We start from the raw sequence: 24,823 nt of genomic DNA, 5'->3' as shown, positions 1-24,823 counted from the left end.
TCGCCCAGCCCTGCAACGTCAGCTGCTCGGCCTCGGATAACACCAGCGGTTCCAGCCTGTTGTCCCCCATACCGTCAGCACACCGAAGAACAGCAGCACTGTCACCAGCACAGCCATGATCTGAAACAGAACACAGCTCACGTGGCGAAGCGAGACATCAAGACCGGCTCACTAGCGGCCGAGCCACACCGTCGTGTCCGGCCCTAGCCTGCCGCCCTCCAGCGGCGCGCTGCTCAGCAGCACCTCGCCGGCCGGCAGCGGGACCGCCGTGCCGGACAGGTTGGTGACACAGCGCCAGCCGTCGGAGCGGTCGAACTGGAGCACCCCGTCCGGGGTGTCCTCCGCCCAGAGCAGTTCCTCGCCGTCGAGCAGCTTGCGGCGCAGCTTCAGGGCCGTGCGGTACAGCTCCAGGGTCGAGCCCTCCACCCCGTCCTGGGCCTCGACGGCGTACGCCGCGAAGCCGGGCGGCTGCGGCAGCCAGGCCGCGCCGGGTCCGAAGCCGTACGACGGCCCGGTCGTCGTCCACGGCAGCGGCACCCGGCAGCCGTCGCGGCCCTTGCGGACATGACCCGTCTGCTCCCAGATCGGGTCCTGGAGCACCTCGGTGGGCAGGTCGGCGACCTCGGGCAGGCCGAGCTCCTCGCCCTGGTAGACGTACGCCGAACCGGGCAGCGCCAGCATCAGCAGGGTCGCCGCGCGGGCCCGGCGCAGCCCCGCGGCCTCGTCGACGGCCGGTGCCCGGCCGCCGGACAGCAGCCAGGCGTCGAGGTCGGTGTCCGGCGGGAGCATCAGGCGGGAGGCGTGGCGGATCACGTCGTGGTTGGACAGCACCCAGGTGGCCGAGGCACCGACCGCCCGCGCGGTGGCCAGCGAGTCGGCGATGACCTGCCGCAGCGCGCCGGCCTCCCAGGGTGTCTGGAGGTACTCGAAGTTGAAGGCCTGCCCCAGCTCGTCCGGGCGGGCGTACAGCGCGCGCCGCGCTCCCGGCACCCAGGCCTCGGCGACCGCCATGCGGGGCGGACGGTAGGAGTCGAGGATCTTGCGCCAGTCGCGGTAGATCTCGTGCACCTCGTCACGGTCGTAGAACGGGTGCGTGCCGGGCGCGAAGTCGATCAGCGCCTCCTCGCGGCTCAGCTCGGGCGCGCCGAGGTCGCGCAGCGGCTCGCTCAGGTCCTTGGCGAGCGCGTGCGCGACGTCCACGCGGAAGCCGTCGACCCCGCGGTCCGACCAGAACCGCAGGGTGGTGCGGACGTCGGCGCGGACCTCCTGGTTCTCCCAGTTGAGGTCGGGCTGCTCGGGGGCGAACAGGTGCAGGTACCACTGCCCGTCGGGCACCCGCCGCCAGGCGCTCCCGCCGAAGACGGACTGCCAGTCGGTGGGCGGCAGTTCACCGTGTTCGCCACGCCCGTCCCGGAAGACGTAGCGGTCACGGGCCGGCGAGCCGGGCCCGGCGCGCAGCGCCTCCTGGAACCACACGTGCTGGTGCGAGGTGTGGTTCGGGACGATGTCGACGATCACCTTCAGCCCCAGCCGGTGCGCCTCGGCGACCAGCGCGTCGAAGTCGTCGAGCGTGCCGAGCCGGGGGTCGACGTCGCGCGGGTCGGCGACGTCGTAGCCGCCGTCGGCGAGCTCGGACGGGTAGAAGGGGCTCAGCCACAGGGCGTCCACCCCCAGGGCGGCCAGGTGGGTCAGGCGGCGGGTGATGCCGCGCAGGTCGCCCAGCCCGTCGCCGTCGGCGTCGGCGAAGCTGCGGGGGTAGACCTGGTAGACGACGGCCTGCCGCCACCAGTCGGGGTCCCTGGAGGACAGATCGGGCGTGGTGAGAGGGGCGGGGTCGGGCGTGGAGTCTGGCGTGGTGGTGCGGACGGTCACGCGGTCTCCTCTGCGGTCGTGCCAGTGACAGCAAGAAATCTGTCCACAACGCCGGAAAAGTGAACACCCGGACGGGCCGGAGTGGATCGTTCCTTGTGTGGCGGAAGCGTGAGGAAGAGGTAACTGCCCCTGCATTCCCGCAGGTTGACAGGGTGCGGCGCCCCCGCCACCATGGGGCGCACTGTGGCCCATATGACCAATGAGCCCAGTGTTTCTCAGACCACTCACCCCCGGGACGGCCGGCCGCCGCGTGCTGCCCTGCTGCCGTCGTCCGGGTTCCGGCACACGCCAAGATGGGATCCGCATGTCCATAGCGAGACGTGTCACCGCGCGACGCCTTCTGGGGACGGGCGCCGCGACGCTCGCCCTCTGCGCCGCCTCCCTCGCCTCCGCCTCGGGGGCCTTCGCCACCGGCACGCCCGGCGGTGACGGCTGGACCTCCGGCGGCGCCTACCAGCCCGGGACGGGCGCGGGCACGGAGACCGGGACGGACCGCTGCCAGTTCTCGCTCGACGGCGTGAACTTCTTCGACTCCGTCAAGGTCGACGACCAGAACCTGAAGCCGACCGAGGACGGCAAGGTCCACATCAAGGTCCGCACGGCCGGTGACGCGACCACGTGCACGGCCTCCCTGGCCTCCTACCTCGCCCACGGCGCCACCTTCGCCACCTCCGGCGAGCAGGTGTTCGTCGACTTCGACACGGTGACGGTCAAGCCGGGTCGGACCGACTCCCTCGACATCGCCATCCCGGACAAGGGCTGCTTCGCGCAGATCGACCTGTACCGGGGCGCGGTCAAGTTCGACGGCGACCTGGACGCGAAGGACGGCTTCGAACACGGCGACCTGCCCAAGGGCCCGGACCGCCCGGTCATCAAGGACAAGTTGATCGCGGCGTGGAACGGCGGGACGAAGGACTGCACGACGACTCCGCCGCCGTCCTCCCAGCCACCGTCCACCCCCACGCCGTCGGCGCCGGAGCCGTCGGCACCGGCGGAGGAGACGACGCCTCCGGCGACGCCGACCCCCTCGGAGCCCGCCGAGCCCTCCGAGACTCCGTCGGCCGGCACGCCGACCCCGACCGCCTCCGAGTCGACCACCGCACCTGCGGTGACGCCGAACGGCGGTGGCGGCGACCTCGCGGAGACGGGCGCCGACAGCGCCACGGGCCCGATCGCGATCGGCGCGGCGGTCCTGCTGGCGGGCGGCGCGGCCATCGTCGTGGCGAGCCGCAGGAAGCGCGCGGAGCGTTCCTGAGTGCCGGCCGGCCCACAGGCGGCCTCTGTCTCCTGTGAGCTCGTGTGAGACGAACACCGAAGCCCGGGACTGCGGCAGTCCCGGGCTTCCTGTCACCCTGACCTCCGCCCCGCCGAGGACGCGCGGGAGTTGCGCAGGGAGCTGCTGCGGCTGGGGGTGGTCGTACGGGATGAGGGGAAGCGCCAGTACTGGCGGGTGGTTCAGCGGTCCTGACGAACTGTCATCGCAGGTGCGCCGCCCGTGCGGTCACCAGCCGTGGGCCGGACACCACGCCGGGGGTGCCCGGCCCCCAGGGGCCCTACCGGCCGCGCGGCGTCATATGCCCCATCGGTTGAGGTTCGCCCCGGTCACCGGCGCGGAGGGCGTGAACTCGTAGTCGAAGGTCTTCTTCGCCGGTTGGCTGGGGCTGAAGTGCGGGCAGACCATCGGTCCGAAATCCCCTTCGTCTTCGCCCAGGTAGAAGTACCAGCCCACGCAGTAACCGTCGAGGAACCCACCGGGCAGCAGATCCTCGACGTAGCCGGTGACGCGGGTGGTGCCGTCGCTCTGCGGGCACAGCGATATTTCGCCGCGTCCCCACTTCTCCGACTCACTTACGGTGATGCATTCGGAAGCGGCCGACGGCCCCGCGTGGGAGGTCGGCGCGGTCAGGAGCATCAACGCCCCGGCGACTCCGGTCATGGCCGCGGCACGGACAAGAGATCTCACGGTAATTCTCCTTCTGTCGTGGGTTGGCGCGACTCGGACAGCAATTCCCCCACCGCAGCAGGCGAGTAGACCGAGAAAATCACGGGCGGGATCGATCGGACCAGGAGGCGTTCGGCCATACACATCGATTCCCTGGCCAAATACCGTAAAGACCTTCCGGAGGCATGAATTCCACCGGAGGCATGAATTCCGTCGAACTCACGGAAGTCAGCCGACCGACTTGATCGTAAATTCCGTAAGTGCGGTTCGGCGGGCTTCGCTTAAGGTGAGAAGGCTCGCGTCCACTCAACGGAAGAGAACCTCCGGCATGGCCGTCATCCACAAAACCACCCTCAAGCCGACCAAACTGGAGCTGCTCACCTCCTGGCTTCCCTCCCGGCCGTGGTACGACGGCGGCGCCGGCGAACCGCAGTTGGCCAAGGCCGGCGGTTTCCGGCTGGACGACCCGGAAGGCGAGGTCGGGATCGAGTTCATGGTGGTCACCGACACCGCCGGCCCTCACCCGACCCCGTACCTCGTGCCGCTCACCTACCGCGGCGCCCCGCTCGACGGGGCGGAGCACGCCCTCGTCGGCACCATGGAGCACGGGGTGCTGGGACGGCGCTGGGCCTACGACGGCTGCCACGACCCGGTGCTGGTCGCCCAGTTGCTGGCACTGATCGAGGGCCGGGTGGAGGCCCAGGCCCAGAGCGTCAACGACACCCCTGACCGGGAGGTCACCCGCTCCTGCACCGCTGACGGCTCCATCGCCCCGGACCTGCCCACCACTGCCACCGACAGCCAGGAGGCCACTGAGCTGCGGGCGCCGAACGGCACGACCCTGCACCTGCACCGCATCCTGCGGCCCGCCCTGGACGGCCCGCCCGCGCTTCCCCACGGAGCGACCGGCCACGTCGCCGGCGCCTGGGACATGCCGGACGGCACCCGCGTCCGTGGACTGTTCGCCGTGCTGCACACCAGTCCTCGGGCATAGAGCACCAGCGGGCTCGCTTTCGCTGGTCCGCGCCGTGGGTCTGTGGCGTGCCGGGCCGTCCCCCTGGCCCTCTGCTCGATCGCCAGCGGTGTGCTCTTCGCGACGACGATGGCGCTGGCCAGTGCCGCGTTCGACCAGCACCAGCGCTGGGGCGACTTCGGTGGACTGCTCCACCGCCGCAAAAAGCGATCGCCCGCACACCCACCCGCTGCTACCGTCAGCCCCATGCAGCGCGCCATCCACCCGTCCCTCACGACGACGCCGGAGAGTGTCCCGGCGCGCTGACAGCTGACCAAGTCCGAAGCCCCGGGGCGAGTGCCCCGGGGTTTCGTCGTGTGGTGCTCGCCTCAGTGAGGAGACCACCGTGCACGATCACCGGCGACTCGGCCGCGAGCTCGGCCTGTTCGACACCGACCCCCTGATCGGCGCCGGGCTGCCGTACTGGCTGCCCGACGGGGCCGTCGTACGGCACACCCTGGAGGAGTACGTGCGGGACGCCGAACGCGCGGCCGGGTACCGGCACGTGTACTCGCCCGTCCTCGGCAAACGCGAGCTGTACGAGATCTCCGGGCACTGGGACCACTACAGCGAGGACATGTTCCCGCCGATGGCGCTGGGCGCGGAGGAGGTCGTGCTGCGGCCCAGTCTGTGTCCGCACCACGCGCTGATCTACCGGTCCCGTTCGCACAGCTACCGGGAACTGCCGTACCGCATGGCCGAGTTGGGCGGCATGTACCGCTCGGAGCTGTCCGGGGTGCTCGGCGGTCTGACCCGGGTCCGCGCCATCCATCTCAACGACGCGCACATCTTCTGCACCCTGGACCAGGCCGTCGACGAGGCCCGCGCGGCCCTCGGCCTCATCGCCCGCGCGTACGACGACCTCGGCATCCGCGCCGCCCGTTACCGCCTCTCCCTGCCGGGCCGGTCCGGCAAGTACGTCGCCGACCCGGCGCTGTGGCAGCGCGCCACCGCACTGCTCCACGAGGCCCTGGCCGGCCTGCCGTACGACGCCGTCGAGGGGGGGCCGCCTTCTACGGCCCGAAGATCGACGTGCAGATCGCGGACGCCGCCGGACGCGAGTCCACCCTGTCCACCGTCCAGATCGACCTCCACCAGCCCGAGCGATTCGACCTGCACTACATCGGCCCCGACGGCGCCAGGCACCGTCCCGCCATGGTGCACCGCAGCATCATCGGCAGCGTCGAGCGGGCGGTCGCGCACCTCGTCGAGCAGCACGGCGGCGCGTTCCCGGCGTGGCTGGCGCCCGTGCAGCTCGTCGTCCTGCCGGTCACCGACGCGCAGGTGGAGCGGGCGTACGACGTCGTACGGCGGGCCGCCGGCCTCGGGCTGCGCGCCGAGGTCGCCGGACCCGAGGGCGGCAGTCTCGGCGCGCGTGTCCGGGAGGCCCGGCTCGTGCCGTACCAGGCGGTGATCGGGGAGCGGGAGGCCGACGGCGGCCTCGTGGCCGTACCGCTGCGGGACGGGCGGCGGCCCGGGGCCGTACCGGTGGACGAGTTGCTGCGGCGGATCGAGGAGCGGGTGGCGGCCCGCGGCACCGGGTTGTGGGACTCCGTGCCGTCCCCGGGGGAGGAACCCGCGTAGGGTCCGCGTAGGGTCGCCGTACAGGCAGCACACAAGCCCACAGGCACGCCGGCCCGCAGCCCACAGGCACGCCGGCCCGCTCGGGAAGGTGAAGGAGCCCACGCCGTGACGACCGACGACCGCCCCATCCCGGTGATCATCGACTGCGACACCGGCGTCGACGACGCCCTGGCCCTGCTGTTCGCCGTACGCCACCCGGGGCTCGATCTGCGGGCGGTGACCTGCGTGGCCGGGAACACGGACGTGGACGGCGTGGTCCGCAACACGCTGACGGTGCTGGAGCAGGCGGGCGCGCCCGGCATCCCGGTCGCCCGGGGTGCCGAGCGCCCGCTGATCGAGGCGCCCAGGTCGGCCCGGCACGTGCACGGGCACGACGGCATGGGCGACCTCGGCCTGCCCGCGCCCACCCGCACACCCGCCGACGTGGACGCCGTGACGCTGCTGCGCCGCGAGATCCTGGCCTCCCCGCGACCGGTCACCCTCGTCCCCACCGCGCCCCTGACCAACATCGCGCTGCTGCTGCGGACGCACCCGGAGGTCACCCGCAACATCCGGCGCATCGTGTTCATGGGCGGCGCGGCGGCCACCGGAAACGCCACGCCGGTCGCGGAGTTCAACGTCTGGCACGACCCGGAGGCGGCGGCGATCCTGCTCACCGCCGGGGTGCCGATCACGATGTACGGGCTGGACGTGTTCAGCCGGGTCGTCGTCCCGGCGGCGGACGTACGACGGCTGCGCGCGAGCACGGAACCGGGTGCGCGGCTGGCCGGTGAGCTGCTCGCCCACCGCCCGGCCCACCCGGGCAGCCGCCCCGACGACCCCACCGAGACCGCCGGCGGCCTCGGCGACGCGGGCGCGCTGTGCGCGGTCGCCGACCCGGAGGGCCTGACCACCCACCGCCTGCCCGTCGAGGTCGGCCTCGCCCCGGGCCCGACCCGCGGCATGACGATCGTCGACCGCCGCGCCCGCCCCGGCGAGTCGGAACTCCATGAGGGAACGCGTGAACAGGCCCTGGTGGACGTGGGGTTGGAGGTGGACGTGGAGCGGTACGTGAAGCTGTATCTGTCGACGGTTGAGGGCCTGGGCGCGGGCGGCTAGTAGGGCTTGTCCCGGTCGCCGAGCTCGGTGTCGTCGAGCTCGGTGAAGAGGGTCAGCTGAAGAGCGCCCGGTGCCTCGAGACGGGAGTTCAGCGAGTTCCAGGGGGTGCGTGTCGGCTCCGCGACCACCTCGGCTCCGGCAGCGGCCAGCTTCGCCGTGGTGGTGACGGAGTCGTCGACCTGGAAGGCGACCCGGATGTGACCGGCCACCCGCCGCCCGACCTCCACCTCGTCGATGAAGGCGGCGTGGTTCGGATCCGTCAGCTCCAGGGTGGCCCGACCGGCCTCGAGGATGGTGACCCGCCCGTCGGGAGAGGTGAACGCGCCGCGCTCGGGCAGGCCGAGGACGTCACGGTAGAAGTGCAGAGCCTCGTCGTAATCGGCTGCCGTGACCACGAGGCGGAGTTCACGAACGGCGGGCTGGTCGGACATGGCGGCTCCCGGAGATGTCGGCTGCCCCCTCGTCAACCCGGCGCTCGGCCGGACGATTCCCCGTGTGCCGCACCACCAGACGTGGCCGGACCCGCGATCGCCGGCCGCCGGTCCGGGCCTCACCCGTACGGCCCGCCGCGCTGGAAAGCGGCCGCCGGCGGTGGTGCCGTAGAGGCGTACCCGATCTTGGAAGACGTCCTGCCCCACCTGGAGGCACCCCGATGACCCACCCCCCGGCCGCCGCCCGCGTCCTGCTCGCCTGCGTGCTGTCGGTGAGCGCCCTGAGCGCCGCCGCCTGTTCCGCCGACGGGCGGGTGGTGCCTCCGCCGGAGCGCGCGGCGACGTCCGCGTCCTCCTCGGCCGCGGCCGCCGAGCAGCCCGGCGCCCTCACCGCCGCCCAGGTCGAGGCCGCGCTGATCACGGAGGCCGATCTCGGGCAGCCGTGGGTGCCGACGCGGGGTGCCGCGACCTGGCGGGACGGGCTGCTCAAGGCGAGTACGCAGGACGCCGACTGCCAGCGCCTGCTTGACGCCCTCTACGCCGACGACCTCCTCGGCACCCCCACCGGCCCGCGCGCCACCTCCGCGCTCGACGACTCCGGTACCGAGGCCCAGCTGCGCTACCAGGTCGCCGCGCACCCCCCGGCGGACGTGGACCGCACGCTGGACTGGCTGCGGTCCCTGCCCGGCAGGTGCGGCGAGTTCACGGCCGCGACCACCCGCGGCGGCATGGCGTACGTCCAGGTCTCCGACCTGCCGCTGCCGGAGGCCGGGGACGCCCGCCAGGCCCTGCGCGTGGTGCTGAACGGGCGGACGGCGGACGGCGCGGCGGCACACTTCACGATGGACGTGGCCGCCGTCCGGGTCGGCGAGAACGCGATCGCCCTCACCCACGGCGGCTTCGGCGACCTCGCGGCCGAGGTCGCGCAGACGGCCGTACAGCTCGGGGCGCAGCGCCTGACGGAGATCCGGAAACACGGGCGGGCGCAGATCTGAACCGGATCCGCCGACCCAGGTGGGCGCAGATCTGAACCGGACCCGCCGACCCGGGCGGCCGTCGGCTCACCGAAGCGTGATGACCGTGGCCGTCCCGATCGAACCCGGTGTCGGAATCCTGCGGACGAGGACCTCCCGGTCTCCGATGAGTCGCCGCAGGCCCGCCGGACCGGGCTGCAGCCGCCCCCGCTCGAAGAGAAGCAGGCTGACCTCGGTGCCGGCCGGTACGCGCATCTTCTCGTACTGGGCATATGTGACGGCATCACACCCGGAGTACCAGCCGACCTCGGGCTCGTAGCCCGTCACCACCAGGCACGGGCCGGAAGAGGCGAGCTGCGTCGCCGCCGGAACCGTGGACTCGGCCAGTCGAGTCGGCCCGGGCATCGCGCCATGTGCCACCACCTGGGCGGTTCCCAGGACCGTGACCGTGGCCAGCGCGGCGACGGCGGCGAGCACGCGCGCCGCCCACCGGCCGGTCAGCTCGGCCGTGGCGTCGACACCGAGCACGGTGAGGAGGACGACGGAGAGATAGACGAAACGCGGTTCGCCGTCGGTGGCGAAGCCCAGAATCAGGAAGACGAGCAGGGCGGTGCTGCCCAGGAACACGCGCCTGCGGTCGCCCGCACGCGGTCCGTGCACGCCCGCCCGGCGTATCCGCCGCGCGGCGGCGACGGCGGCGAAGACGCCTACGCCCATCACCACTGCCCCCAGGTCTCCGGCCAGTCGATAGGGGAAGATCGCCAGGTAGTAGACGAAACCGTCGCCCACGTAGGCGCGGTTGGCCTGCGCCGTCGCCGAGAAGACCAGGCCGAGCGGCGAGCCGGCGGCCTTCGTCGCGTAGAGGAAGTGCGGCATCAGCCCGGCGACCAGGATCGCCGCGGCGGCGAGGAGCCGACGGCCCTGAGCGGCCCAGGCCCGCGGACCGTAGGCGAGAAGCGCGGCCAGGCAGACCGCCGCGAGGTTCCCCACCACCCCGTAGCGCAGGTAGAAGGCGGCCAGGGCGACCACGGGCAGGGCCAGCAGGGCGCGCGAGCGGTCCTTCTCCTGCGCGCGTACGAGGAGGAAGACGACGAGGAGGAGGAGACCCGTCGCCCCTATGTCATTGAGGAACTCCGGTGTCCGGCGCAGGAAGCCCAGCCCGCTGAGCAGGAGCAGTACGACCACGACGGCCCGCCGGGGCGTCGTCCAGCGGGCGGCCACCAGGTAGGTGACCGTGAGCGTGAACAGGGCGAGGAGCAGAGCCACGACGCGCAGAGCGCCCACATCGTCGTGCAGGGCGAGAGCCACGCTCCCCAGCGCGGGGAGCCCGACGGGCCGGTAGATGCCCCAGCCGGCGTCCGGTGTCCCGTCCAGCCATGACCGGGCCTTGTTGGCGTACACCGCCTCCTCGTGGCCGAGGTACGGCTCGTGGTCCTGCAGCGCGGCCCACATCCCGGCGGCGAGCAGCAGCACCCCGGTCAGGTAGAGCCAGGCGGGCACGCGCCGAAGCCGGTCCACCATCGGGTCCCGGCCGGCCGGCCCGTCAGGGGGATCCCCCCACGGCCGGGCCAGCAGCCACATCGGGACGGCGGCCAACAGGTACGGCCACGGCTGGTATCCGGGGAGCCAGCCGCCCAGCCCGACGGCGAGCATCACCTGCTGCGAGCAGGCCAGAGTCGTCAACACGACTGCGGCGGCACGGGCGTTGCGCCGGGCCGCCGCCGACTGCGGAGGGAAAACCACTGAGATGTGCCTCAAGTCGACGTCATATGCGGGCCGAGAGGGACCGCTCCGCACGCAGCAGCAGCCAGGTCACCGTCAACAGGACGCCGCCGGCGGTGCACAGCACGGCCAGCGCCGTGCCGGTGTCGGGCGATCCGGGGGTGGAGCTCCACCAGTAGAGGCTCCACTGCGTGTCCTCGGGGAGCTCCATCCAGGCCGCGATCCAGTAGTGCGGCGTCCAGGTACGCACGTCCGTGGTCACGAGCGGCAAGGTGGCGGCCAACGGACCGGCCCCCAGGACGGCGGCGGGGATGACGGCCCGGGCGGCGGCAGCCGCGCACAGCGTGATCGCCGCGAAGAACGACAGCACCAGCATGGCCTTGGCGCAGGCGGTCATCGCATCACCCCACCCCGGCAGACCGGTTTTCGGCGGCACCGGTTCCGACGGGGACGGCAGATGTCGCGGCCCGCCCGGAGGCTCCACGGCCTGGCAGATCCTGATGGCCGTCCACAGCACCGCGGCGGTCACGGCCATGCTGAGCACCGCGAGGAACAGCACGACCACGAGCTTGCGCACCATCAACAGCCATAGGCGGGCCTGGTACAGCCGCACCAGCGGCCAGGTCCCGCTCTCCAGGCCCTCGGCCAGCACCACGCCGCCGAGCAGCGCGGCGAGCACCAGACCGAGCAGGGACGCGTGCTGCCATGCGGCCGCCTGCAGGGCTCCGGCGGGAGTGCCGAGTGCGGTCGGTCCCTGGCCCTGTTCCGCCGTTCCGCGCGTGACGGCGTCGAGGTACCAGAACACCGCGCGCACCGCCGCGGCGGCGGCGATCAAGAGGGTCAGGACGGCGGCCGGCCGGGCCGCCAGCCGTACCTCCGCCCGCAGGGGAGCGATCGCGTGCGTCACGTACCCGCCCTGCCCACGAGATCGCGCGGACGGGTCCGCCATGCCTGCCACAGCGCCAGTGAGAGCAACGCGATCCAGGGCAGGGCCCGTACGCCGGCGGGAGAGGCCGAGTCCATGACCGCGGTCCAGAGATGGTCGTAGACGTTCCGCCCGGTCGAAAGGCCCAGCCCGTCCGCCACGACGGGACCGGGCAGCCACGGGGTGACGGGCAACGTGACGACAGCCAGGACCAGCACGCCCACGAGGACCGTGCGCAACGGCGCCCGTACCACTGCCGCGAGCGCGACCGCGGCCGTCGCGGCCACGCCGAGCACCAGCACGCCGGTGCCGATCCTCTGCACGGCGAAGGACAGGACCTCCTGCGAGGTGACCGAGCGGTGGAGCGGAAAGGCCTGACGCGTGTGCGCGACGGCGAGGAGCCACACCCCGAGCGAGGTCGCCGCGGCGGCCAGCAGTGACCACAGCCAGAGCACGACGGCCTTCGCGGAGAGAAGCCGCCACAGCCGTTGTTCCTGGAGGAGCAGGGGCACGGCCGTACCGCGTGACCATTCACCGGCCGTGAAGAACGCGGCGAGAAGGAGTAGCGCGATCAGACCGGGAGCGGTGGCGAGCCAGCCGAACGCCCAGCCGACGGCGCCGAGGGGATGCTGAGCGAGCCCCATGTGTTCCGCGGTCGCCGCGAAACCGGCCTCGATGTCCGTGTACGCCGCGCGCGTGCGGTCCAGTCCGGCCAGGCAGTCCTTCAGGAACGGCTCGGCAGGGACGTCGGCCGGGAGATTCTTCGTGTCCTCGGCACAGGCCTGCGGAGTCAGCTTCGCGAGCCCGGCGCGCACGTTCTCCAGGTTGTTGTGCGAGACGCGCTGCACGTTGAGCGTCTGGAGGGTGATGCCGACCGCCAGCAGGAGGAGCAGCGCCACGGAGAGGAGGCGGGGAAGGGTTCGGCGCAGTTCGCCGCCGAGCAGTCGCAGCCAGGACCTCATACGTCCGCGCCCTCCCCGGCGGAGGTGGCGGCCATCGGCCGCTGCTGGGCGAAGAACCAGTCCTCCAGGTTCTGCTGCCCGTCCGCCGCGCCCAGTCCGAGCTCGTCGACGGTCCCCGACGCGCTCACCACGCCCTGGGAGATCATGACGATGCTGTCGCAGAGCCGGGCTATTTCGTCCAGTTGGTGGCTGGAGATGAGGATTCCCGCGCCCCGTGCGGTCTCTTCGGCGATGATGCCGCGCACCAGGCGCACCCCGGCGGGGTCGAGGCCGTTGGTCGGCTCGTCGAGGATCAGCAGGTCCGGTTCCTTCATCAGGGCGGCGGCGATCGCCAGTCGCTGGCGCATTCCCTGTGAGTACGTCCGGATCCGGCGGCTCGCCGCGTCCGCCAGGCCGACGCGTTCCAGGACCCGTGCGGTACGGCCGTCGTCGGGCAGGCCGGCGGTGTCGAGGAGAACACGGAGCATGCCCTGCCCTGTCATCCACCGGTAGAAAGCGGGGGCGTCCAGGGCGGCGCCGACGCGCGCCAGTACGGAGGGCCGGATGGGCAGCGCCTGTCCGAGGACACGCACCTTGCCCGCGGTGGGGGCGACGAGACCGGTGGCGATGCGCATGAGGGTGGTCTTGCCTGCCCCGTTGAGGCCGAGGAGGCCGGTCACCTGACCGGCCTCCACGCTCAGGGACACGCCGTCCAGCACGGTGCGCTTACCGTACGTCTTGACCACACCGCGGCAGGAGAGAACGGGTGCCATGAAGGGGTTCCTTGTCAGGAGGTGACGCGGTAGATCTTGAGGTTGAGCTCGTCGACCACGCCGCCCGAGGGGGTGGAGGCGACCTTCGCGTAGTAGTAGCCGTTGCCCTCGCCGGTGTAGCTCTTGGTGTAGGGGTCGTTGTCGCACGACCAGTCACGCCAGGCGACCCACTCGTCGAAGCCGGTGACCGACTTCTTGAAGTCGTAGGCGATGCGTCCGCCGTAGCGGGTCACGCACAGGTTCTGCGTGATGTACTGCGTGTTGTTGCCGACCGCGTACCAGGTGCTGGTCTCGTCGCCGGACACCGCGGATCTGAGGTAACGGTTCGAGGTGCTCCACGTCGCGGCGGACGCGGTGGTGGCGACCGCACCGACCGCCAGTGCGGCGAGCAGGGTGGTGACGCCGGCACGACGTATGCGGGCACGGGTGAGGCTCATGAGCGCTCCATGGTGGGGCCCTTGTCCCGATCGGGGAGGGGCTGTGAACAAAGTTTCGAAGTGCTTGGTGATCATGAAGGGGCAGTAGTGTCCACGTCAAGCGGGAGCCCTCCATGGGCCCCAGCGGCAGGAGACCCCGGTCCCTGCTAGTCCCGCTCGAACCGCTTCCGGTGCGCGACCACCTCGCGTGCCACGTCGAGGGCCGTGCGGCCCCCCGCGAAGGCGTCGCCGCGCAGCCGGGCGAGTGCCTCGTCGGCGCCCACCCCGAGCTGTGCCATGATCATGCCGACCGCCTGGTGGACCTCGTCGTGGTCCGCGCCCAGACCGCTCAGCCAGGGTTCGCCGCCCGGCGTCTCGTGCTCCTCCCCGTGCGGCAGTGCCATCAGCGCCACCGTCATCACACCGGCCACGAGCAGGGCTACGTGCATCTGCCGGTCGGTCAGCTCGCCGGGGGTGTCGCGGTACAGGTCGAGGGTGCCCACGCACACCGAGTCGGTGCCCAGCGGCATCACGTACACCGCCGCCACGCCCGCGGCCGTCGCCTGCTGCGCGAAGACCGGCCAGCGGTGGACGTCACGGCCCGCCGTCAGGTCGCAGGCGAGCACGGGCGCGCCGGTCTGCAGGGCGAGCCGGCACGGTCCGTCGCCCAGCGTGGCCTGGATCTGCGCCAGGTGCGCGGCCCGCTCGCTGCTCGCGCTGAGCTGGAGGGGCATGCCGTCGCTGCGCAGCGACACGCTCGCACCGGTCACCGGCAGCAGCTCGACCGCCACCGCGCACAGCCGCCCCGGGATGTCCTCGGGGGCCGCGCCCCGCACGCCCTCGGTGATCACCTCGGCGGCCCGTGCCCCGTCGGCGTCCGGGATGCCGTTGGAGTCGTCCCTGGGCCGCACGGTCACCGCCTCCTTCACTTACGGCGGCCTTCACCTTCGACGGACTCCCCGGAGCGGGCCCGCTGGACACGGGGTTCGGCCAGTGCACGCCGCCCGTCCGGAGGAGCCCCGACTACCCGTCGCCCGCAGCGCGAAACCCCTGGTCCCAGGGCCTTCACCGGGTGTCCTTCACAGTGGAGGCTGTGCGGGTGCGGGCCCGAGAGTGGTCGTGCCGGGGGCCGTACGGTGGCCCAGCCCCGTCCGGTACGCGTCCAGCGCGGCCTCCACCCGGCCGGTGCGGCGCAGCAGATCGCCCAGCAGGCGGCACAGGTCGGCGAGGTCACCGGCGGCGCCCGCCCGCTCCAGCAGGCTCAGGGCCCGTACGTAGTGCTCCTCGGCCTCCTCGGTCCGCCGGGCGTCCTCGGCGATGATGCCGAGCAGCCGGTGCGCGGCGGCGGCGTGCACCGCGCCGCGCTCGGGCGAGAGGTCCCCGAGCACCCCGTGCAGCAGGGCGGCCGCCTCCTCGGACCTGCCCCCGCGGTGCAGGACGTCGGCCAGTTCGACGGCGACCTGGCTGCTGTAGAGGGTGGCGCGCTTGGCCGCGTGCATCCGCAGGGCTCGCGCAACTCATGCTAGGCAGGCATCAATTGGCAGTTCTGGGGACGGCGGAGGCCGAGCAGGCGCTGCGGCGCTTCACCTGCGGCGGTCCCAAGCACCCCACGTACCGGGCGATCGAGGAACTGGGGCGGGCGGTGCGTACGGCGTTCATCTGCGACTATCTCGCCGATGCCGAGATACGCCGGAAGATCCGCGAGGGCTTGCAGGTGGGACAATCCCCCGGATGCCTGGGCGGGGCCGTACGCCCGCCCAGGGCGTCCGGGGTGCGTGCGGTCCGCGTCGCGTCGGGGGCGGTCCCCGACGCTGTAGCGGGTGGTGTTGTCCATCCCGGTGATGAAGTCGCCAGCGGTGTTGCGGGTGAGCGGGAGCAGCGGTTCGGCCACCGCCTTCACTTCGTTCCGGGCAGCTCCAGTTCACCAGATGAGGAACGGCCTCACTCCGCCTCGATCGTGCACCGTATGCGGAGCACGACCACGCCTGGTGGCGACAGCCCCCACTCCGCAGACCCCCGAAACAAGACCACCTGTATACGGACCCCGGACATCCCAGGCAGCCCACTCAGTCCGCTTTTGGTCTCCAGAATGGTGCGGCGCGTCGGGCGGAATGCGCTGAGAGGAGGCCGATGGCCACGGCGGCCAGGGAGAAACCGATGGCTGCGGTGGCCAGGACCGGAAAGGAGAATCTGCCCTCCCGCAGGGAGATGACGAAGAACAGTGAGTGCCAGTTGGTGATGAAGGTCGCGAGGGCGGTCGCGATGAGCAGCGGCACCGTCAGGTACCACAGGGCGATCGTACGAAAAACCTGGTTGTTGCCGGTCAGAACGGTCAGTGGTGCCAGTCCTGCTCTGATGCGTACGAACTCTGCGGCGGCGCTGATCAGCCCCGCCACGAGCAGCAGTGCCAGGCCGGTTCCGCCGAAGAGGAAGAGCCAGTTGTTGAGATTGTTCTTCTGTTGGGCGCCGATCACCCAGGTTTCTCCGGGGGTGTTGACGTTGATGCCGGGGTGGGCAGCGTAGGCGGCTTTTTCGATGTCGGCACGGTGTCCGGGTTCATCGGTGGTGACGATGAGGGACCCGTTGATCTGACTGACGGGCAAGTCGCCGTTGACGGCACGGACGGTGAGGTTGCCTGCGTAAGGGCGGGCCAGTTCTTCCAGCCGGGGATCGCGCGTGGTGACCTGCTGTGCGGTGGCCGGGCAGGGCAGGCGCAGGGACTTCAGGTCGGGGCAGGATCCCGCCAGGTCGATGCGAGGGTGGTCGCCTTCAGGGTGGGTGGTCGCGACCAGGAGGTGCGATCCGTCGGGAAGGTTGCGTGAGAAGTTCTTGACGGCGCCGGAGGTGAGGGTGCTGCTGTGGACGGTGTAAAGGGTGTCGCCGACGCGTTGGGTGATCCGCTGTGCGGCGGCGGCGCTGTCTCCCAGTCGGCTGTTCCAGACCTGAAGGTGGCTGATGAGGCCGATGCCGATGATGAAGACCACGGAGAGGCGCACCAGGACGCCCGGGTGGGCTGCGGTCCAGCGGCCTGCGATGAGTCGGCCGGGATTTCCGTTGCGGTAGCCGCTGGCGGCGATGCGTTTGCCGTTGGCGATGGAGAGCTGGGCGATCACTGAGGGCAGCGTGGCCCACATCAGGACGGTGCCGGCCAGGAAGATCGCCATGTCCGGGCCCTTGGGAGCGTACTGGCTGAAGGCGATCGCCAGGACGCCGACCACACACAGGGCCAGGCGCCATTTGGGCAGACGCGAAGTGGAGGTGCTTGGCCGGGTGGCCGTCTTGGAGCGTTGCACCCGGTGCAGGATCACGACCAGCAGCAGTGTCAGGATCAGGGATACGGCGAGTGCGCCGGCCAGTTCGGGCCACGCCCGGCGCGTGTCGGTTGTGTCGATGATGTAGCCGGTGAGGGGTAGGCGGACGTCGGTGGCAAGCAGCAGTGCGGCCGGGATGAGAGCCACCAGGGTTCCGGCAGCGGCCGGTACGAAGGCCTCTCCGACGTTGATCACGGCTCGGTGGGCCCATGAGGCGCCCAGGGCGTTGATGAGCTGGCTTCGGCGGTCACGGGTCGCCGATCCGACGCGGGTGGCTACGACCAGCAGTGCCAGGGCTGGTACGGCCATCAGGACGGCGATAGCACCGCCGGTTTGGACCGCCGTGTGGGGATAGGTGTCCTGGTTCATCGGGAAGAGTTGGCCGAAGCCGGTGATGTACTGCCAGGACTCTGCTGCGGGGTCAGCCGGCGGGTGGGCCGGGCGAACATAGGCCATACGCTCGGAGGGCGATCTCAGCCCCTGCGGGTTGATGGTTCCGGCGTAGTGGCCGTAACGGTCAATGCTGTCGTAGTCCTCAGCTGCCCGGGCCAGCTCGGGAGAGAGGAAGGCTTCGCCGGGGCGGGGCCAGCGGGAAAGCCCTGGCGGTGGAGGGCTCTTGGGGGCGAGCGGCTCGATGTAGATGACGCCGTGTGGTGAAGTACCGAAGGAGTCGAAGGCTTCCTTCCACAGGGCGGTGGCTTGCTGGGCGGTGCCGGTCACGATGGGGCCGCGGGCAGTGTCGCGCTGGGTGCGCCCGTCGAACGTGGCGGTGGTGGTGACAAACGCCAGGGCCGTCAGGGCCATGGCGGCCGAGGCCGCCATCAATGCCCAAAAGCGCAGTCGCGTGCCGGGCGTCGTTCGTGCCGCGGCCAGACCGACTCTGAGGAGCTGGATCCACAGTCGGCCCGGGCGGCGGGTCTGGGCGGGGTGCGAGCCGATCACGCGTGTGTTCCTCGGTGGGCGGGGACGAGACTGCTCTCCTGCAACTGAAACGCATGCGTGGCGCGCTCGGCGATGGAGGGGTCATGGGTGACGACCAGGAGCGCGCAGTTGCGTTCACGGCAGATTCGGAAAAGCTGGTCGGCCACATTCTCACGCGCTTTGGGGTCGAGTGCGCCGGTTGGTTCATCCGCCAGCAGCACTGGCGGCTGCGCGATCAGGGCCCGGGCCACTGCGGTCCGCTGGCGTTCTCCGCCGGAGAGCATCCCCGTGGGGGTGGTGCCGTGGGGAACATCGAGTTCGTCCAGGAGCCGGATGGCGGCCGCGTAGGCCTGATGGTGGTCGGAGCCGTCCAGGAGCATGGGCAGTGCGACGTTTTCCACGGGCGTCAGTTCGGGGAGCAACTCGCCGAACTGGAAGACAATGCCGAGGTGTTTGCGGCGGGCCTTGGCCAGGGCGCCGGGCAACAGACCGGTCAGACGGTGCCCTCCAGCGGTGATCGTGCCGGAGTCGGGTTTGATCAGGCCGAGTACGCACATCAGAAGTGTGGACTTGCCTGACCCGCTGGGCCCGGTGATGGCCACGGACTCCCCTGGAGCCACGGTGAGGTCGACATTGTTGAGGAGTACGCGGTCTTCTACCTGATAGGTCAAGCCCTTTACCCGAAGGCCATCGCCCAGCGGCGGTGTGGGGGTCACAGCACGTCCGTATTCTTGAAGAAGGAAAGCTGAAGAGGAAACGGGTGCCGCCGGGCAGTGTTGCGGTGAGGTCAGGTTACGGGGCGACCCAACCCGAGCAGTCGTCCTCCTCCCAGTTGTTTTCGTCGCACGCCTTGAACTTGATGACCTTCGAGCCGTCACCCGAGATCACGCGGGTTCTGTAGCCGCTGTGGTTCCACAGCGTGCGTTCGGTACCGGCGCTGTCCTGCCGGTAGTACAGGGCCTTGCCCGGGTCGCCGTCGTTGCTGCCGTCGTAGACGGAGATGAGCCCGCTGTCGCTGTTCCACGGGCTGGTGGCAGTGACGCCGCCGCCGGTGGCGCTGACCGCCATGGCGCTGGTGGTCGGCACCGCGATGCCGATGGCCAGCGCTATGCCGGCTATCGCCTTGATCCTGCGCATGAGTGTTTCCCTCCCCTTTAGTTAACCGGTGCGGCTCTTGTGCCGCCCGAGATCACCAATTGATCATGCATAGGTCAAAGGTTCTCCACAACAAGATCACGAAGTATGGCCAAGTCACGCTGTGGAACCCAGCAGTCCGGCACCAGATGGCTGGTTGCGGTCCGCGGTGGCTGGAGGTGAGCACGCGATGCGCGGCGCCACGCTGGTGATCGAGGCTGTCCACCAGGCTTCTCCGCGATCGTCACCTTGGAGAACCGACACCGAAGCTCAGCCTGGAGCTCCACAGCGGCGGCCGGACTGTCGACCGGGCATGCCGAGAAGTCGATGCTCTCGTCATCCGGGCGGGAGACCACGGCACCACCTGGATTGGGGTGCTGGCTTCTGCACGCAGGACGACGTGCTACTGACCAAGCGCGTCGACGCCGAAATCCGCCGTCGGACACGGTCCTTTGCCGGAGCGAGATCGACAACGGTCCGTCGAACCCCTGTTGCAACAAGCCGGGCCCATGACGGGCCCTCAGCAGCCTTCCCGGCCACCCGGTTGGACGCAAATGACGTCGAACGGCACACCCGTCCGAAGTGTGACGCTCAGCCGGGCTCGCCCTGCCGCTCGCGCGGCGGCGCGGTCGCGTCCGCCTACCACACCCGCCGCTTCACGTTGGTCCCCCGGCTGAAGAAGGCACTGCGGGTACCGACCCCGGCGGACAGTCCGGGCCGGCCGTGGCGGCCGGGCACCCCGCCGCCGGCGCCGACCGACCCGGACCTGCCGAGCGCGGACATCCGCATCGGGTACGCGAGGTGCTCGGCCCTCGGGCAGGAACTCGACTCACAACTGGACGCGCTGAGTAAGCACGGCATTCCGAGGGACAAGATCTTCAGCGAGAAGATCAGCAGGACGGCACACCCCTCCGTCGGGGACCGCAGGCCCCCGGCGGGTCGGGTTCCGACACTCCCGCCCCGTCTCCCCGAACCCTGGACAGGTCGAGCAGGCGGTGCGGCCGTGATCCCGGGGAGGGCTCAGCGCTTGAGCGTGAAGGTGAAGTCGCCGGAGAGCTTGCCGCTCAGCCGGACTGCCGAGACGAGTTTCCCCTCCGTGATCAGTCTTTCGACCTCGCCCCGCGAAAGACCGCACCCTTCAGCGATCAGTCGCACCGGCCGGACAGGGATCCGCGCCGCAAAGCGGACCGAGACGTCGATCACCTCGCGGTCCAGGTGATCCGATCCGCCGGTGTCGAGGCGCCAGGCGTTGTCCCAGTCGAGGGCGATGCGATTACGGCGCCGCACAACCGGATCCTGGAGCAGCTCGGCTGTCAGGCCAGGGTCGTTGTCATGCAGCCGGTCCAGCAGCTCAGGTCGTACGGAGCGCACATTCATCCGCTCCAGGGCCGTGAGCTTCGCGGTTTCCCCGCAAGCGGTACAGAGCGCGAGGATCCAGGCGTCGATGAGCTTGTGGTGTGCGTTGACGCGGAATTTGCCGCTTGCCCGGAAGCGCTCGGACGCGCACGCGTGGCAACGGCGGACAACGAGCGGCAGGCAGGTGGGCACGACCACCCAGTTTTCGAGCACAGAAGTACACCGGTTTCAGTGAGAAGTCCGCAGCAGAAAGGAGCGCGGCGCACATGCGCGACGCGCGACAGATCAGCGCTCGGGAGGTCTCACAGGGTGTACAACGGCACGTCCTTGACCAGACGACTTGGTTCGGCAGCACGGTAATGGCGCACAGCGGCGCCGCTCCACTGTTTTTCCATCAGCGCCGAGGCCTCCCGGAGGCCGCGAGCCCCTGCGCAGCACACCGTCAGGCTCCGGCCCGCCTCGGCTCCCGGGCCGGATCCGTGGTGGGCCCCGCGCATGCTCGCCGGCGTCGTACGACAGGGCCGTAACGGCCCGTGAGCCAGGCGGTGCAGGCGACCGTCAGGCCGAGTGCGAGCAGGAGCCAGGATGCCGTGCGCAGGGTGGCCGTGAGGGCGTCGTAGACCGCGGCCGCGGCCGGGCGGTGGGCCGCGTCGGGCAGGTCGGCGAGGGTGAGGCGGCGGCCGATGGCCACGGCGAGGACGAGGAGGGCGCCGCCCAGGGCCGTGCCGAGGCCGACGGCGGTGAGCGCGCGGCGGCGGCAGGCGGCGACGGCGATTCCGGCGACGGCGAAGGCGACGGCGGCGAGCGGCAGCCAGAACGCTGCGGTGTCCAGCACGTGGTAGCCCTTCCGGAGCCCGGCCACGTCCTGCGCGGGGAGGACGGTGACCTCGGTGTGCTCGATGGGGATGCGGTGGGCCAGCGGCGCGTGGTCCTGGGCGAGCCGGTGTTTGACCCGGGCGGCGACGGGGGCCAGGTCGACGGTGACGGGGCGGGCGCCGGGCCGGTCGTCGCGCAGGGCGCGCAGCACGGCGTCGTGGACGGCCTGGTTCGCCGCGTCCCATGCCGTGCGGAACGCCTCGGTGTGGGTGAACGAGCGCACGGCGTCGTGCACGAACGGGCCGACCACACCGCGCAGGTGCCGGGCTTCGGCCCCGTGGCCGAGTTCGTCGCCGACCTCGTTCAGGATTCCGGCGCCGACGCCGTCCACGACCGCCTCGCGCACGTCCGGGTCGGCGGCCAGCGGCGCCATCGTCGTGACGTACCGGCCGGTGTCGGCCAGCCCGTACACCGCCCAGGCCGCGAGCGTGGCGAACGGCACGAGCAGGCAGGCCAGGGCGATCAGGACGGCCGACAGGGCGGTGCGGAGGCGTACGGGCACCCTTCCAGGCAAGGCGCCGGGGCGTGGGCACGCGAGCCGCGGTGCTGCGAATGGGCGTACGCGCCGACCTCCCTCACTCGATGCGGCGGCCCTGCGCGTCCTCGTGGGTGTAGTAGCGGTAGAAGAGCACGGCGAAGAAGGCCGCCGCGATCACCAGCCCCAGCACGATCGACGCCAGTACCGTCGCGCCGCCCTGTTCGTACAGGAAGCCGATCGCGCAGCCGGCGAAGGCGGACCACAGCAGTGCGCGCGTTTCGCGCGTCAGGCGCGAGGCCACCGCCCGTACGGCGATGTACAGCACCATGAACGCGAACGCCGTCAGGAAGCCGAACAGGACGTTCCAGCCGGTGATGGGACCGCCGTCGCGCCGGTTGGCCGCCACCCAGTAGCCGAACAGGAGCCCCAGGACGACGGGTACCGCCCACTTCGCGGCCGTGTGGACCCGCTCGCTGAAGACGTCGGGCGTACGGGGCCGCCTGCGCGTCCCGCCGGGCGCGGGTGCCGCGTGAGCCATGAGAGCACTCCTCTCTCTGCGCCCCCGCTACCAGGGCACACCTGCGGCAGGCCGCTGGCAAGTCGGCCGAGCCGACTCCCGCGACCGGATGCGGCCCGCGCGGCCCCGTGTTTCGCTGGGGCCGTGAGCCACGGCAGCGGGGGGCACGGCCTGCGCGACCGGTACCCCCGGGCCGGCCGGCGGGACGTCGCGGACCGGCACCAGATGCTGCGGCTGGGCGGCCGCAGCGTGGCCTGGCTGCCGCCGCTGCTGCTGCTCGCCGCGATCCCGTCGATCGACCTGAACACCGCCGGCGACTTCCGGATGATCACCTGGGTGGTGCTGGTGCCCGGCATCGCCGCGGCGATCTGCGGGGTGTGGGGCACGGCCGTGTTCGCGCTGCTCGCGGTCGTCACCTACGTCGCCGTGGACAGCGTCTGGCCGTACGAGTACCGGTCCGGGCCGGCCGACTTCGTCCTCGTCGCCATCGGCGGCGCCCTCGCCACCCTCGCCTGCTGGGTCCGGGTGCGCGGTGAGCGCCGCGCGCTGCACATGCGGGACGTCACCGAGACGATCCGCCGCACCGTGCTGCGCCCGCTGCCGCCGGGCTGGGGCGGCCTCGACCACGCGGGCGTCTACCTCACCGCCGACGCCCAGGCCCGGGTCGGTGGCGACTTCTATGACATCCAGCCCGGCCCGCACGGCACCCGCGTCCTCGTCGGTGACGTGCAGGGCAAGGGGCTCGGCGCGGTGGAGACGGCGGCCGCGCTGCTCGGCACGTTCCGCGAGGCCGCCTACCACGAGCGGGACCTGGCGACGGTCGCCGACCGGCTGGAGACCCGGATGCTGCGCCACCGCGCCCACACCACGGCCCTCGGCCTCCCCCAAGGGACCCCCATCGACGACGACCGCTTCGCCACCGCCGTCCTCATCGGCTTCTCCGAGGACGCGCCCGGCGCGGTGGACGCCGTGGTCTTCGGCCACGAGCCGCCGCTGGCCGTCGGCCCGTCCGGCGTCCGTGCCCTGCCGGCCGGCGGCGGACTCCCCCTCGGTTTCGGAGAGCTGGGCGGCGGCCCGCCTCCGGTGCGGCGGCTGCCCCTCGCCGCGTCCGAGACGCTGCTGCTGTGCACCGACGGGGTGACCGAGGCGCGGGACGGCGACGGGGAGTTCTACCGGCTCGCGGAGGAGGTGGCCCGGGCCGTCGCCCAGGACCCGCGCCTGGCCGAACCGGCGCGGCTGGTCGCCTTCGTACGGGACGGCACGCTGCGGCACTGCGGCGGTCGCCTGGGGGACGACACCACGGTGTTCGCCGTACGGCGCACGGGAGGGCCGCTCGGCCAGGACGTCGTGCCGTGGGCGGGACGGGCGGCGGGCGAACGCCACGAACGGGGAGGTTTGCAGTACTGAGGTCCTCCTTTGCAGCCGCAGCGGTTACCGTGCTGCCGTACGTGATCGACAGGGGGAGGGGACCATGCCCGGAACCGTACTGCTGGTGGCGGCCTCGCCACTGGGCAAGGGGCGCCTTGTGGACGCCGCCTCCGTGCTCCCCGTCCTCGCGGCCGTCCCGCCCGCCGTGCTGTCCGGCACGGACACCGCGAACGTCGTCGAACTCGCCGACCCGCTGGAGCCGCAGGCCGTCCTGACCCGGCTGCGCGCCGCCGCGACGGCCCCCGGCCCGCTCACCGTGTACGTCACCGGCCAGCTCCAGCTCGACCGCCGCCAGCACCTGCCCCACCTGGCGATGGCCCGCACGACCCCGTCGACGGTCCGCTACACGGCCTTCCCCTGGCACTGGTTCCGGGAGGAGCTGCGGCTGCGGCCCGGCGGTACGACGACGCTGGTCCTCGACCTGCACGCGGACACGGAGACCTGGCAGTGGCTGCGCTCCCACCCGCTCGACACCGGCCGCGGCAACGCCGTCTACGGTCGCGTCGCACCGCCGCCGTCGCGGCGGGCGGTGGCCGTCCCCGCGTACATGCGGGCGGTCGCGACGATCCTGCGCAGCGGGTACCGGCCACCGCTGGAGCAGCTGCATCAGCAGGCGCTGGCCCGCATCGCGCCCGAGAGCTCGGGCGCGGACCTGGTGCTGGCGGCCGCGGGGCCGGGCAGCGGCGACCCGCACGCCGACATCGCCGCCGCCGTCCGGGCCGGCCGCCACGCCGACGCCGACGCGCTCGCCGCGCGCCACGAGCAGGCCGCCGTACGGGCGCACGGGCCCGGGTCGCAGGAGGCGCTGCACTGGGCGGAGGTCCGGGCCGATCTGGCGATGTTCGCGGGGGACGCGGTACGCAGCTGCCGGACGTGGCTGGCGGTGGCCGGGGCACGGCTGAACGCCGGGCAGGCGGCGGACGCGCCCGCCGTCGAGGCGGCCGTGGACCGGGCCCACCACCAGTGGGGGCAGATCCGCGACCCCGCGCAGGCCCGTGAACTGGGGCCCGCCCTCGCGGAGTTGAGAAGCCGGGTGCCCGGGCGGCGCGAAGGGGCACTGGACCACGTCCAGCGGCAGCTGCGGCAGTTGCAGACGCAGGGCTGAGCCGCCC

23 protein-coding genes and 3 pseudogenes are annotated in these 24,823 nt (G+C 71.7%); 10 read left to right on the top strand and 16 right to left on the bottom strand.

What is annotated here, in order from left to right:
• Window positions 1-171: 171 nt before the first annotated feature.
• Complete coding sequence (locus tag ACYVMZ_RS18630) at window positions 172-1,872, bottom strand: glycoside hydrolase family 13 protein (protein ID WP_461080929.1); 1,701 nt, start codon at window positions 1,870-1,872, stop codon at window positions 172-174.
• A 304-nt stretch (window positions 1,873-2,176) separates the two neighbouring features.
• Between ACYVMZ_RS18630 and ACYVMZ_RS18625 the strand changes: the two genes are divergently transcribed.
• Together ACYVMZ_RS18625 and ACYVMZ_RS18620 are read left to right on the top strand one after the other, a co-directional pair.
• Complete coding sequence (locus ACYVMZ_RS18625) at window positions 2,177-3,127, top strand: LAETG motif-containing sortase-dependent surface protein (RefSeq protein ID WP_461080927.1); 951 nt, start codon at window positions 2,177-2,179, stop codon at window positions 3,125-3,127.
• Window positions 3,128-3,196: 69 nt separating this feature from the next.
• Window positions 3,197-3,340: a CysS/YqeB C-terminal domain-containing protein gene (locus ACYVMZ_RS18620; RefSeq protein ID WP_461080953.1), complete on the top strand. Its 144-nt coding sequence runs from the start codon at window positions 3,197-3,199 to the stop codon at window positions 3,338-3,340.
• Window positions 3,341-3,442: 102 nt separating this feature from the next.
• Here ACYVMZ_RS18620 and ACYVMZ_RS18615 read toward each other — a convergent pair whose 3' ends face one another.
• A complete protein-coding gene (locus ACYVMZ_RS18615; RefSeq protein ID WP_461080925.1) occupies window positions 3,443-3,835 on the bottom strand; it encodes a hypothetical protein in 393 nt (130 codons plus the stop codon).
• A 307-nt stretch (window positions 3,836-4,142) separates the two neighbouring features.
• On the opposite strand from ACYVMZ_RS18615, the gene ACYVMZ_RS18610 reads away from it, so the two are divergent.
• The 4 genes and pseudogenes from ACYVMZ_RS18610 to ACYVMZ_RS18595 all read left to right on the top strand — a co-directional run bounded on the left by ACYVMZ_RS18610 (window position 4,143) and on the right by ACYVMZ_RS18595 (window position 7,508).
• Window positions 4,143-4,808: a maltokinase N-terminal cap-like domain-containing protein gene (locus ACYVMZ_RS18610; RefSeq protein ID WP_461080923.1), complete on the top strand. Its 666-nt coding sequence runs from the start codon at window positions 4,143-4,145 to the stop codon at window positions 4,806-4,808.
• Window positions 4,809-4,850: 42 nt separating this feature from the next.
• On the top strand, window positions 4,851-5,093 hold the full coding sequence (locus ACYVMZ_RS18605) for a hypothetical protein (protein WP_461080921.1): 243 nt from the start codon (window positions 4,851-4,853) through the stop codon (window positions 5,091-5,093).
• A 79-nt stretch (window positions 5,094-5,172) separates the two neighbouring features.
• Window positions 5,173-6,410 (top strand): annotated as a pseudogene (gene thrS, locus ACYVMZ_RS18600) (threonine--tRNA ligase).
• A 105-nt stretch (window positions 6,411-6,515) separates the two neighbouring features.
• Complete coding sequence (locus ACYVMZ_RS18595) at window positions 6,516-7,508, top strand: nucleoside hydrolase (RefSeq protein WP_461080919.1); 993 nt, start codon at window positions 6,516-6,518, stop codon at window positions 7,506-7,508.
• On the opposite strand, the gene ACYVMZ_RS18590 is transcribed toward ACYVMZ_RS18595, so the two are convergent.
• Window positions 7,505-7,939 carry a VOC family protein gene (locus ACYVMZ_RS18590; RefSeq protein ID WP_461080917.1) on the bottom strand — a complete coding sequence of 145 codons (435 nt, stop codon included), beginning with the start codon at window positions 7,937-7,939 and terminating at the stop codon, window positions 7,505-7,507. The genes ACYVMZ_RS18595 and ACYVMZ_RS18590 overlap by 4 nt on opposite strands.
• Before the next feature lie 221 nt (window positions 7,940-8,160).
• Here ACYVMZ_RS18590 and ACYVMZ_RS18585 point away from each other — a divergent pair, with 221 nt between their 5' ends.
• On the top strand, window positions 8,161-8,934 hold the full coding sequence (locus ACYVMZ_RS18585; protein ID WP_461080915.1) for a hypothetical protein: 774 nt from the start codon (window positions 8,161-8,163) through the stop codon (window positions 8,932-8,934).
• Between the two features lie 66 nt (window positions 8,935-9,000).
• On the opposite strand, the gene ACYVMZ_RS18580 is transcribed toward ACYVMZ_RS18585, so the two are convergent.
• The 7 genes and pseudogenes from ACYVMZ_RS18580 to ACYVMZ_RS18550 form a co-directional block, all read right to left on the bottom strand.
• The gene (locus ACYVMZ_RS18580; protein WP_461080913.1) at window positions 9,001-10,599 is read right to left on the bottom strand and encodes a glycosyltransferase family 39 protein; all 1,599 of its coding nucleotides are present in this window, start codon (window positions 10,597-10,599) and stop codon (window positions 9,001-9,003) included.
• 79 nt (window positions 10,600-10,678) lie between these two features.
• The gene (locus tag ACYVMZ_RS18575; RefSeq protein ID WP_461080911.1) at window positions 10,679-11,542 is read right to left on the bottom strand and encodes a hypothetical protein; all 864 of its coding nucleotides are present in this window, start codon (window positions 11,540-11,542) and stop codon (window positions 10,679-10,681) included.
• Window positions 11,539-12,522, bottom strand: coding sequence for a hypothetical protein (locus ACYVMZ_RS18570; RefSeq protein WP_461080909.1), 984 nt, complete (start codon window positions 12,520-12,522; stop codon window positions 11,539-11,541). Before ACYVMZ_RS18570 ends, ACYVMZ_RS18575 begins: the two co-directional genes overlap by 4 nt.
• Window positions 12,519-13,274: an ABC transporter ATP-binding protein gene (locus ACYVMZ_RS18565; protein ID WP_461080907.1), complete on the bottom strand. Its 756-nt coding sequence runs from the start codon at window positions 13,272-13,274 to the stop codon at window positions 12,519-12,521. The genes ACYVMZ_RS18570 and ACYVMZ_RS18565 overlap by 4 nt, the downstream gene beginning before the upstream one ends.
• Window positions 13,275-13,288: 14 nt before the next feature.
• Window positions 13,289-13,711 (bottom strand): hypothetical protein, encoded by a 423-nt coding sequence (locus ACYVMZ_RS18560; protein ID WP_461080905.1) that lies wholly within the window; start codon window positions 13,709-13,711, stop codon window positions 13,289-13,291.
• 146 nt (window positions 13,712-13,857) lie between these two features.
• Window positions 13,858-14,607 carry a GAF and ANTAR domain-containing protein gene (locus ACYVMZ_RS18555; RefSeq protein WP_461080903.1) on the bottom strand — a complete coding sequence of 250 codons (750 nt, stop codon included), beginning with the start codon at window positions 14,605-14,607 and terminating at the stop codon, window positions 13,858-13,860.
• Between the two features lie 162 nt (window positions 14,608-14,769).
• Window positions 14,770-15,201 (bottom strand): annotated as a pseudogene (locus ACYVMZ_RS18550) (tetratricopeptide repeat protein); the annotation flags it as partial.
• An 8-nt stretch (window positions 15,202-15,209) separates the two neighbouring features.
• Here ACYVMZ_RS18550 and ACYVMZ_RS18545 point away from each other — a divergent pair.
• Window positions 15,210-15,398 (top strand): annotated as a pseudogene (locus ACYVMZ_RS18545) (Tn3 family transposase); the annotation flags it as partial.
• A gap of 358 nt (window positions 15,399-15,756) precedes the next feature.
• On the opposite strand, the gene ACYVMZ_RS18540 reads toward ACYVMZ_RS18545, so the two are convergent.
• The 6 genes from ACYVMZ_RS18540 to ACYVMZ_RS18515 form a co-directional block, all read right to left on the bottom strand.
• The gene (locus ACYVMZ_RS18540; protein WP_461080901.1) at window positions 15,757-17,943 is read right to left on the bottom strand and encodes a permease; all 2,187 of its coding nucleotides are present in this window, start codon (window positions 17,941-17,943) and stop codon (window positions 15,757-15,759) included.
• The gene (locus ACYVMZ_RS18535) at window positions 17,940-18,638 is read right to left on the bottom strand and encodes an ABC transporter ATP-binding protein (protein ID WP_461080899.1); all 699 of its coding nucleotides are present in this window, start codon (window positions 18,636-18,638) and stop codon (window positions 17,940-17,942) included. Before ACYVMZ_RS18535 ends, ACYVMZ_RS18540 begins: the two co-directional genes overlap by 4 nt.
• A 76-nt stretch (window positions 18,639-18,714) precedes the next feature.
• A complete protein-coding gene (locus ACYVMZ_RS18530) occupies window positions 18,715-19,059 on the bottom strand; it encodes a hypothetical protein (protein ID WP_461080898.1) in 345 nt (114 codons plus the stop codon).
• A gap of 1,017 nt (window positions 19,060-20,076) precedes the next feature.
• Complete coding sequence (locus ACYVMZ_RS18525) at window positions 20,077-20,625, bottom strand: DUF1062 domain-containing protein (protein WP_461080896.1); 549 nt, start codon at window positions 20,623-20,625, stop codon at window positions 20,077-20,079.
• A 229-nt stretch (window positions 20,626-20,854) separates the two neighbouring features.
• Window positions 20,855-21,790, bottom strand: a complete 936-nt coding sequence (locus ACYVMZ_RS18520; protein WP_461080894.1) for a hypothetical protein — start codon at window positions 21,788-21,790, stop codon at window positions 20,855-20,857.
• Window positions 21,791-21,863: 73 nt separating this feature from the next.
• On the bottom strand, window positions 21,864-22,304 hold the full coding sequence (locus tag ACYVMZ_RS18515; protein WP_461080892.1) for a hypothetical protein: 441 nt from the start codon (window positions 22,302-22,304) through the stop codon (window positions 21,864-21,866).
• 204 nt (window positions 22,305-22,508) lie between these two features.
• Here ACYVMZ_RS18515 and ACYVMZ_RS18510 point away from each other — a divergent pair, with 204 nt between their 5' ends.
• Complete coding sequence (locus tag ACYVMZ_RS18510) at window positions 22,509-23,690, top strand: PP2C family protein-serine/threonine phosphatase (protein WP_461080951.1); 1,182 nt, start codon at window positions 22,509-22,511, stop codon at window positions 23,688-23,690.
• A 64-nt stretch (window positions 23,691-23,754) separates the two neighbouring features.
• On the top strand, window positions 23,755-24,816 hold the full coding sequence (locus ACYVMZ_RS18505; protein WP_461080890.1) for a hypothetical protein: 1,062 nt from the start codon (window positions 23,755-23,757) through the stop codon (window positions 24,814-24,816).
• Window positions 24,817-24,823 lie beyond the last annotated feature (7 nt).

The sequence above is a fragment of the Streptomyces deserti genome, from assembly GCF_054782695.1.
This window is presented reverse-complemented; position numbering and strand designations above follow the sequence as displayed.

What these genes read in the sequence shown, in the direction of transcription:
- ACYVMZ_RS18590 (WP_461080917.1), bottom strand. Translation starts at nt 7,939, where the DNA reads ATGTCCGACCAGCCCGCCGTTCGTGAACTCCGCCTCGTGGTCACGGCA.
- ACYVMZ_RS18510 (WP_461080951.1), top strand. Translation starts at nt 22,509, where the DNA reads ATGCTGCGGCTGGGCGGCCGCAGCGTGGCCTGGCTGCCGCCGCTGCTG.
- ACYVMZ_RS18610 (WP_461080923.1), top strand. Translation starts at nt 4,143, where the DNA reads ATGGCCGTCATCCACAAAACCACCCTCAAGCCGACCAAACTGGAGCTG.
- ACYVMZ_RS18570 (WP_461080909.1), bottom strand. Translation starts at nt 12,522, where the DNA reads ATGAGGTCCTGGCTGCGACTGCTCGGCGGCGAACTGCGCCGAACCCTT.
- ACYVMZ_RS18560 (WP_461080905.1), bottom strand. Translation starts at nt 13,711, where the DNA reads ATGAGCCTCACCCGTGCCCGCATACGTCGTGCCGGCGTCACCACCCTG.
- ACYVMZ_RS18625 (WP_461080927.1), top strand. Translation starts at nt 2,177, where the DNA reads ATGTCCATAGCGAGACGTGTCACCGCGCGACGCCTTCTGGGGACGGGC.
- ACYVMZ_RS18585 (WP_461080915.1), top strand. Translation starts at nt 8,161, where the DNA reads ATGACCCACCCCCCGGCCGCCGCCCGCGTCCTGCTCGCCTGCGTGCTG.
- ACYVMZ_RS18565 (WP_461080907.1), bottom strand. Translation starts at nt 13,274, where the DNA reads ATGGCACCCGTTCTCTCCTGCCGCGGTGTGGTCAAGACGTACGGTAAG.
- ACYVMZ_RS18505 (WP_461080890.1), top strand. Translation starts at nt 23,755, where the DNA reads ATGCCCGGAACCGTACTGCTGGTGGCGGCCTCGCCACTGGGCAAGGGG.
- ACYVMZ_RS18530 (WP_461080898.1), bottom strand. Translation starts at nt 19,059, where the DNA reads ATGCGCAGGATCAAGGCGATAGCCGGCATAGCGCTGGCCATCGGCATC.
- ACYVMZ_RS18515 (WP_461080892.1), bottom strand. Translation starts at nt 22,304, where the DNA reads ATGGCTCACGCGGCACCCGCGCCCGGCGGGACGCGCAGGCGGCCCCGT.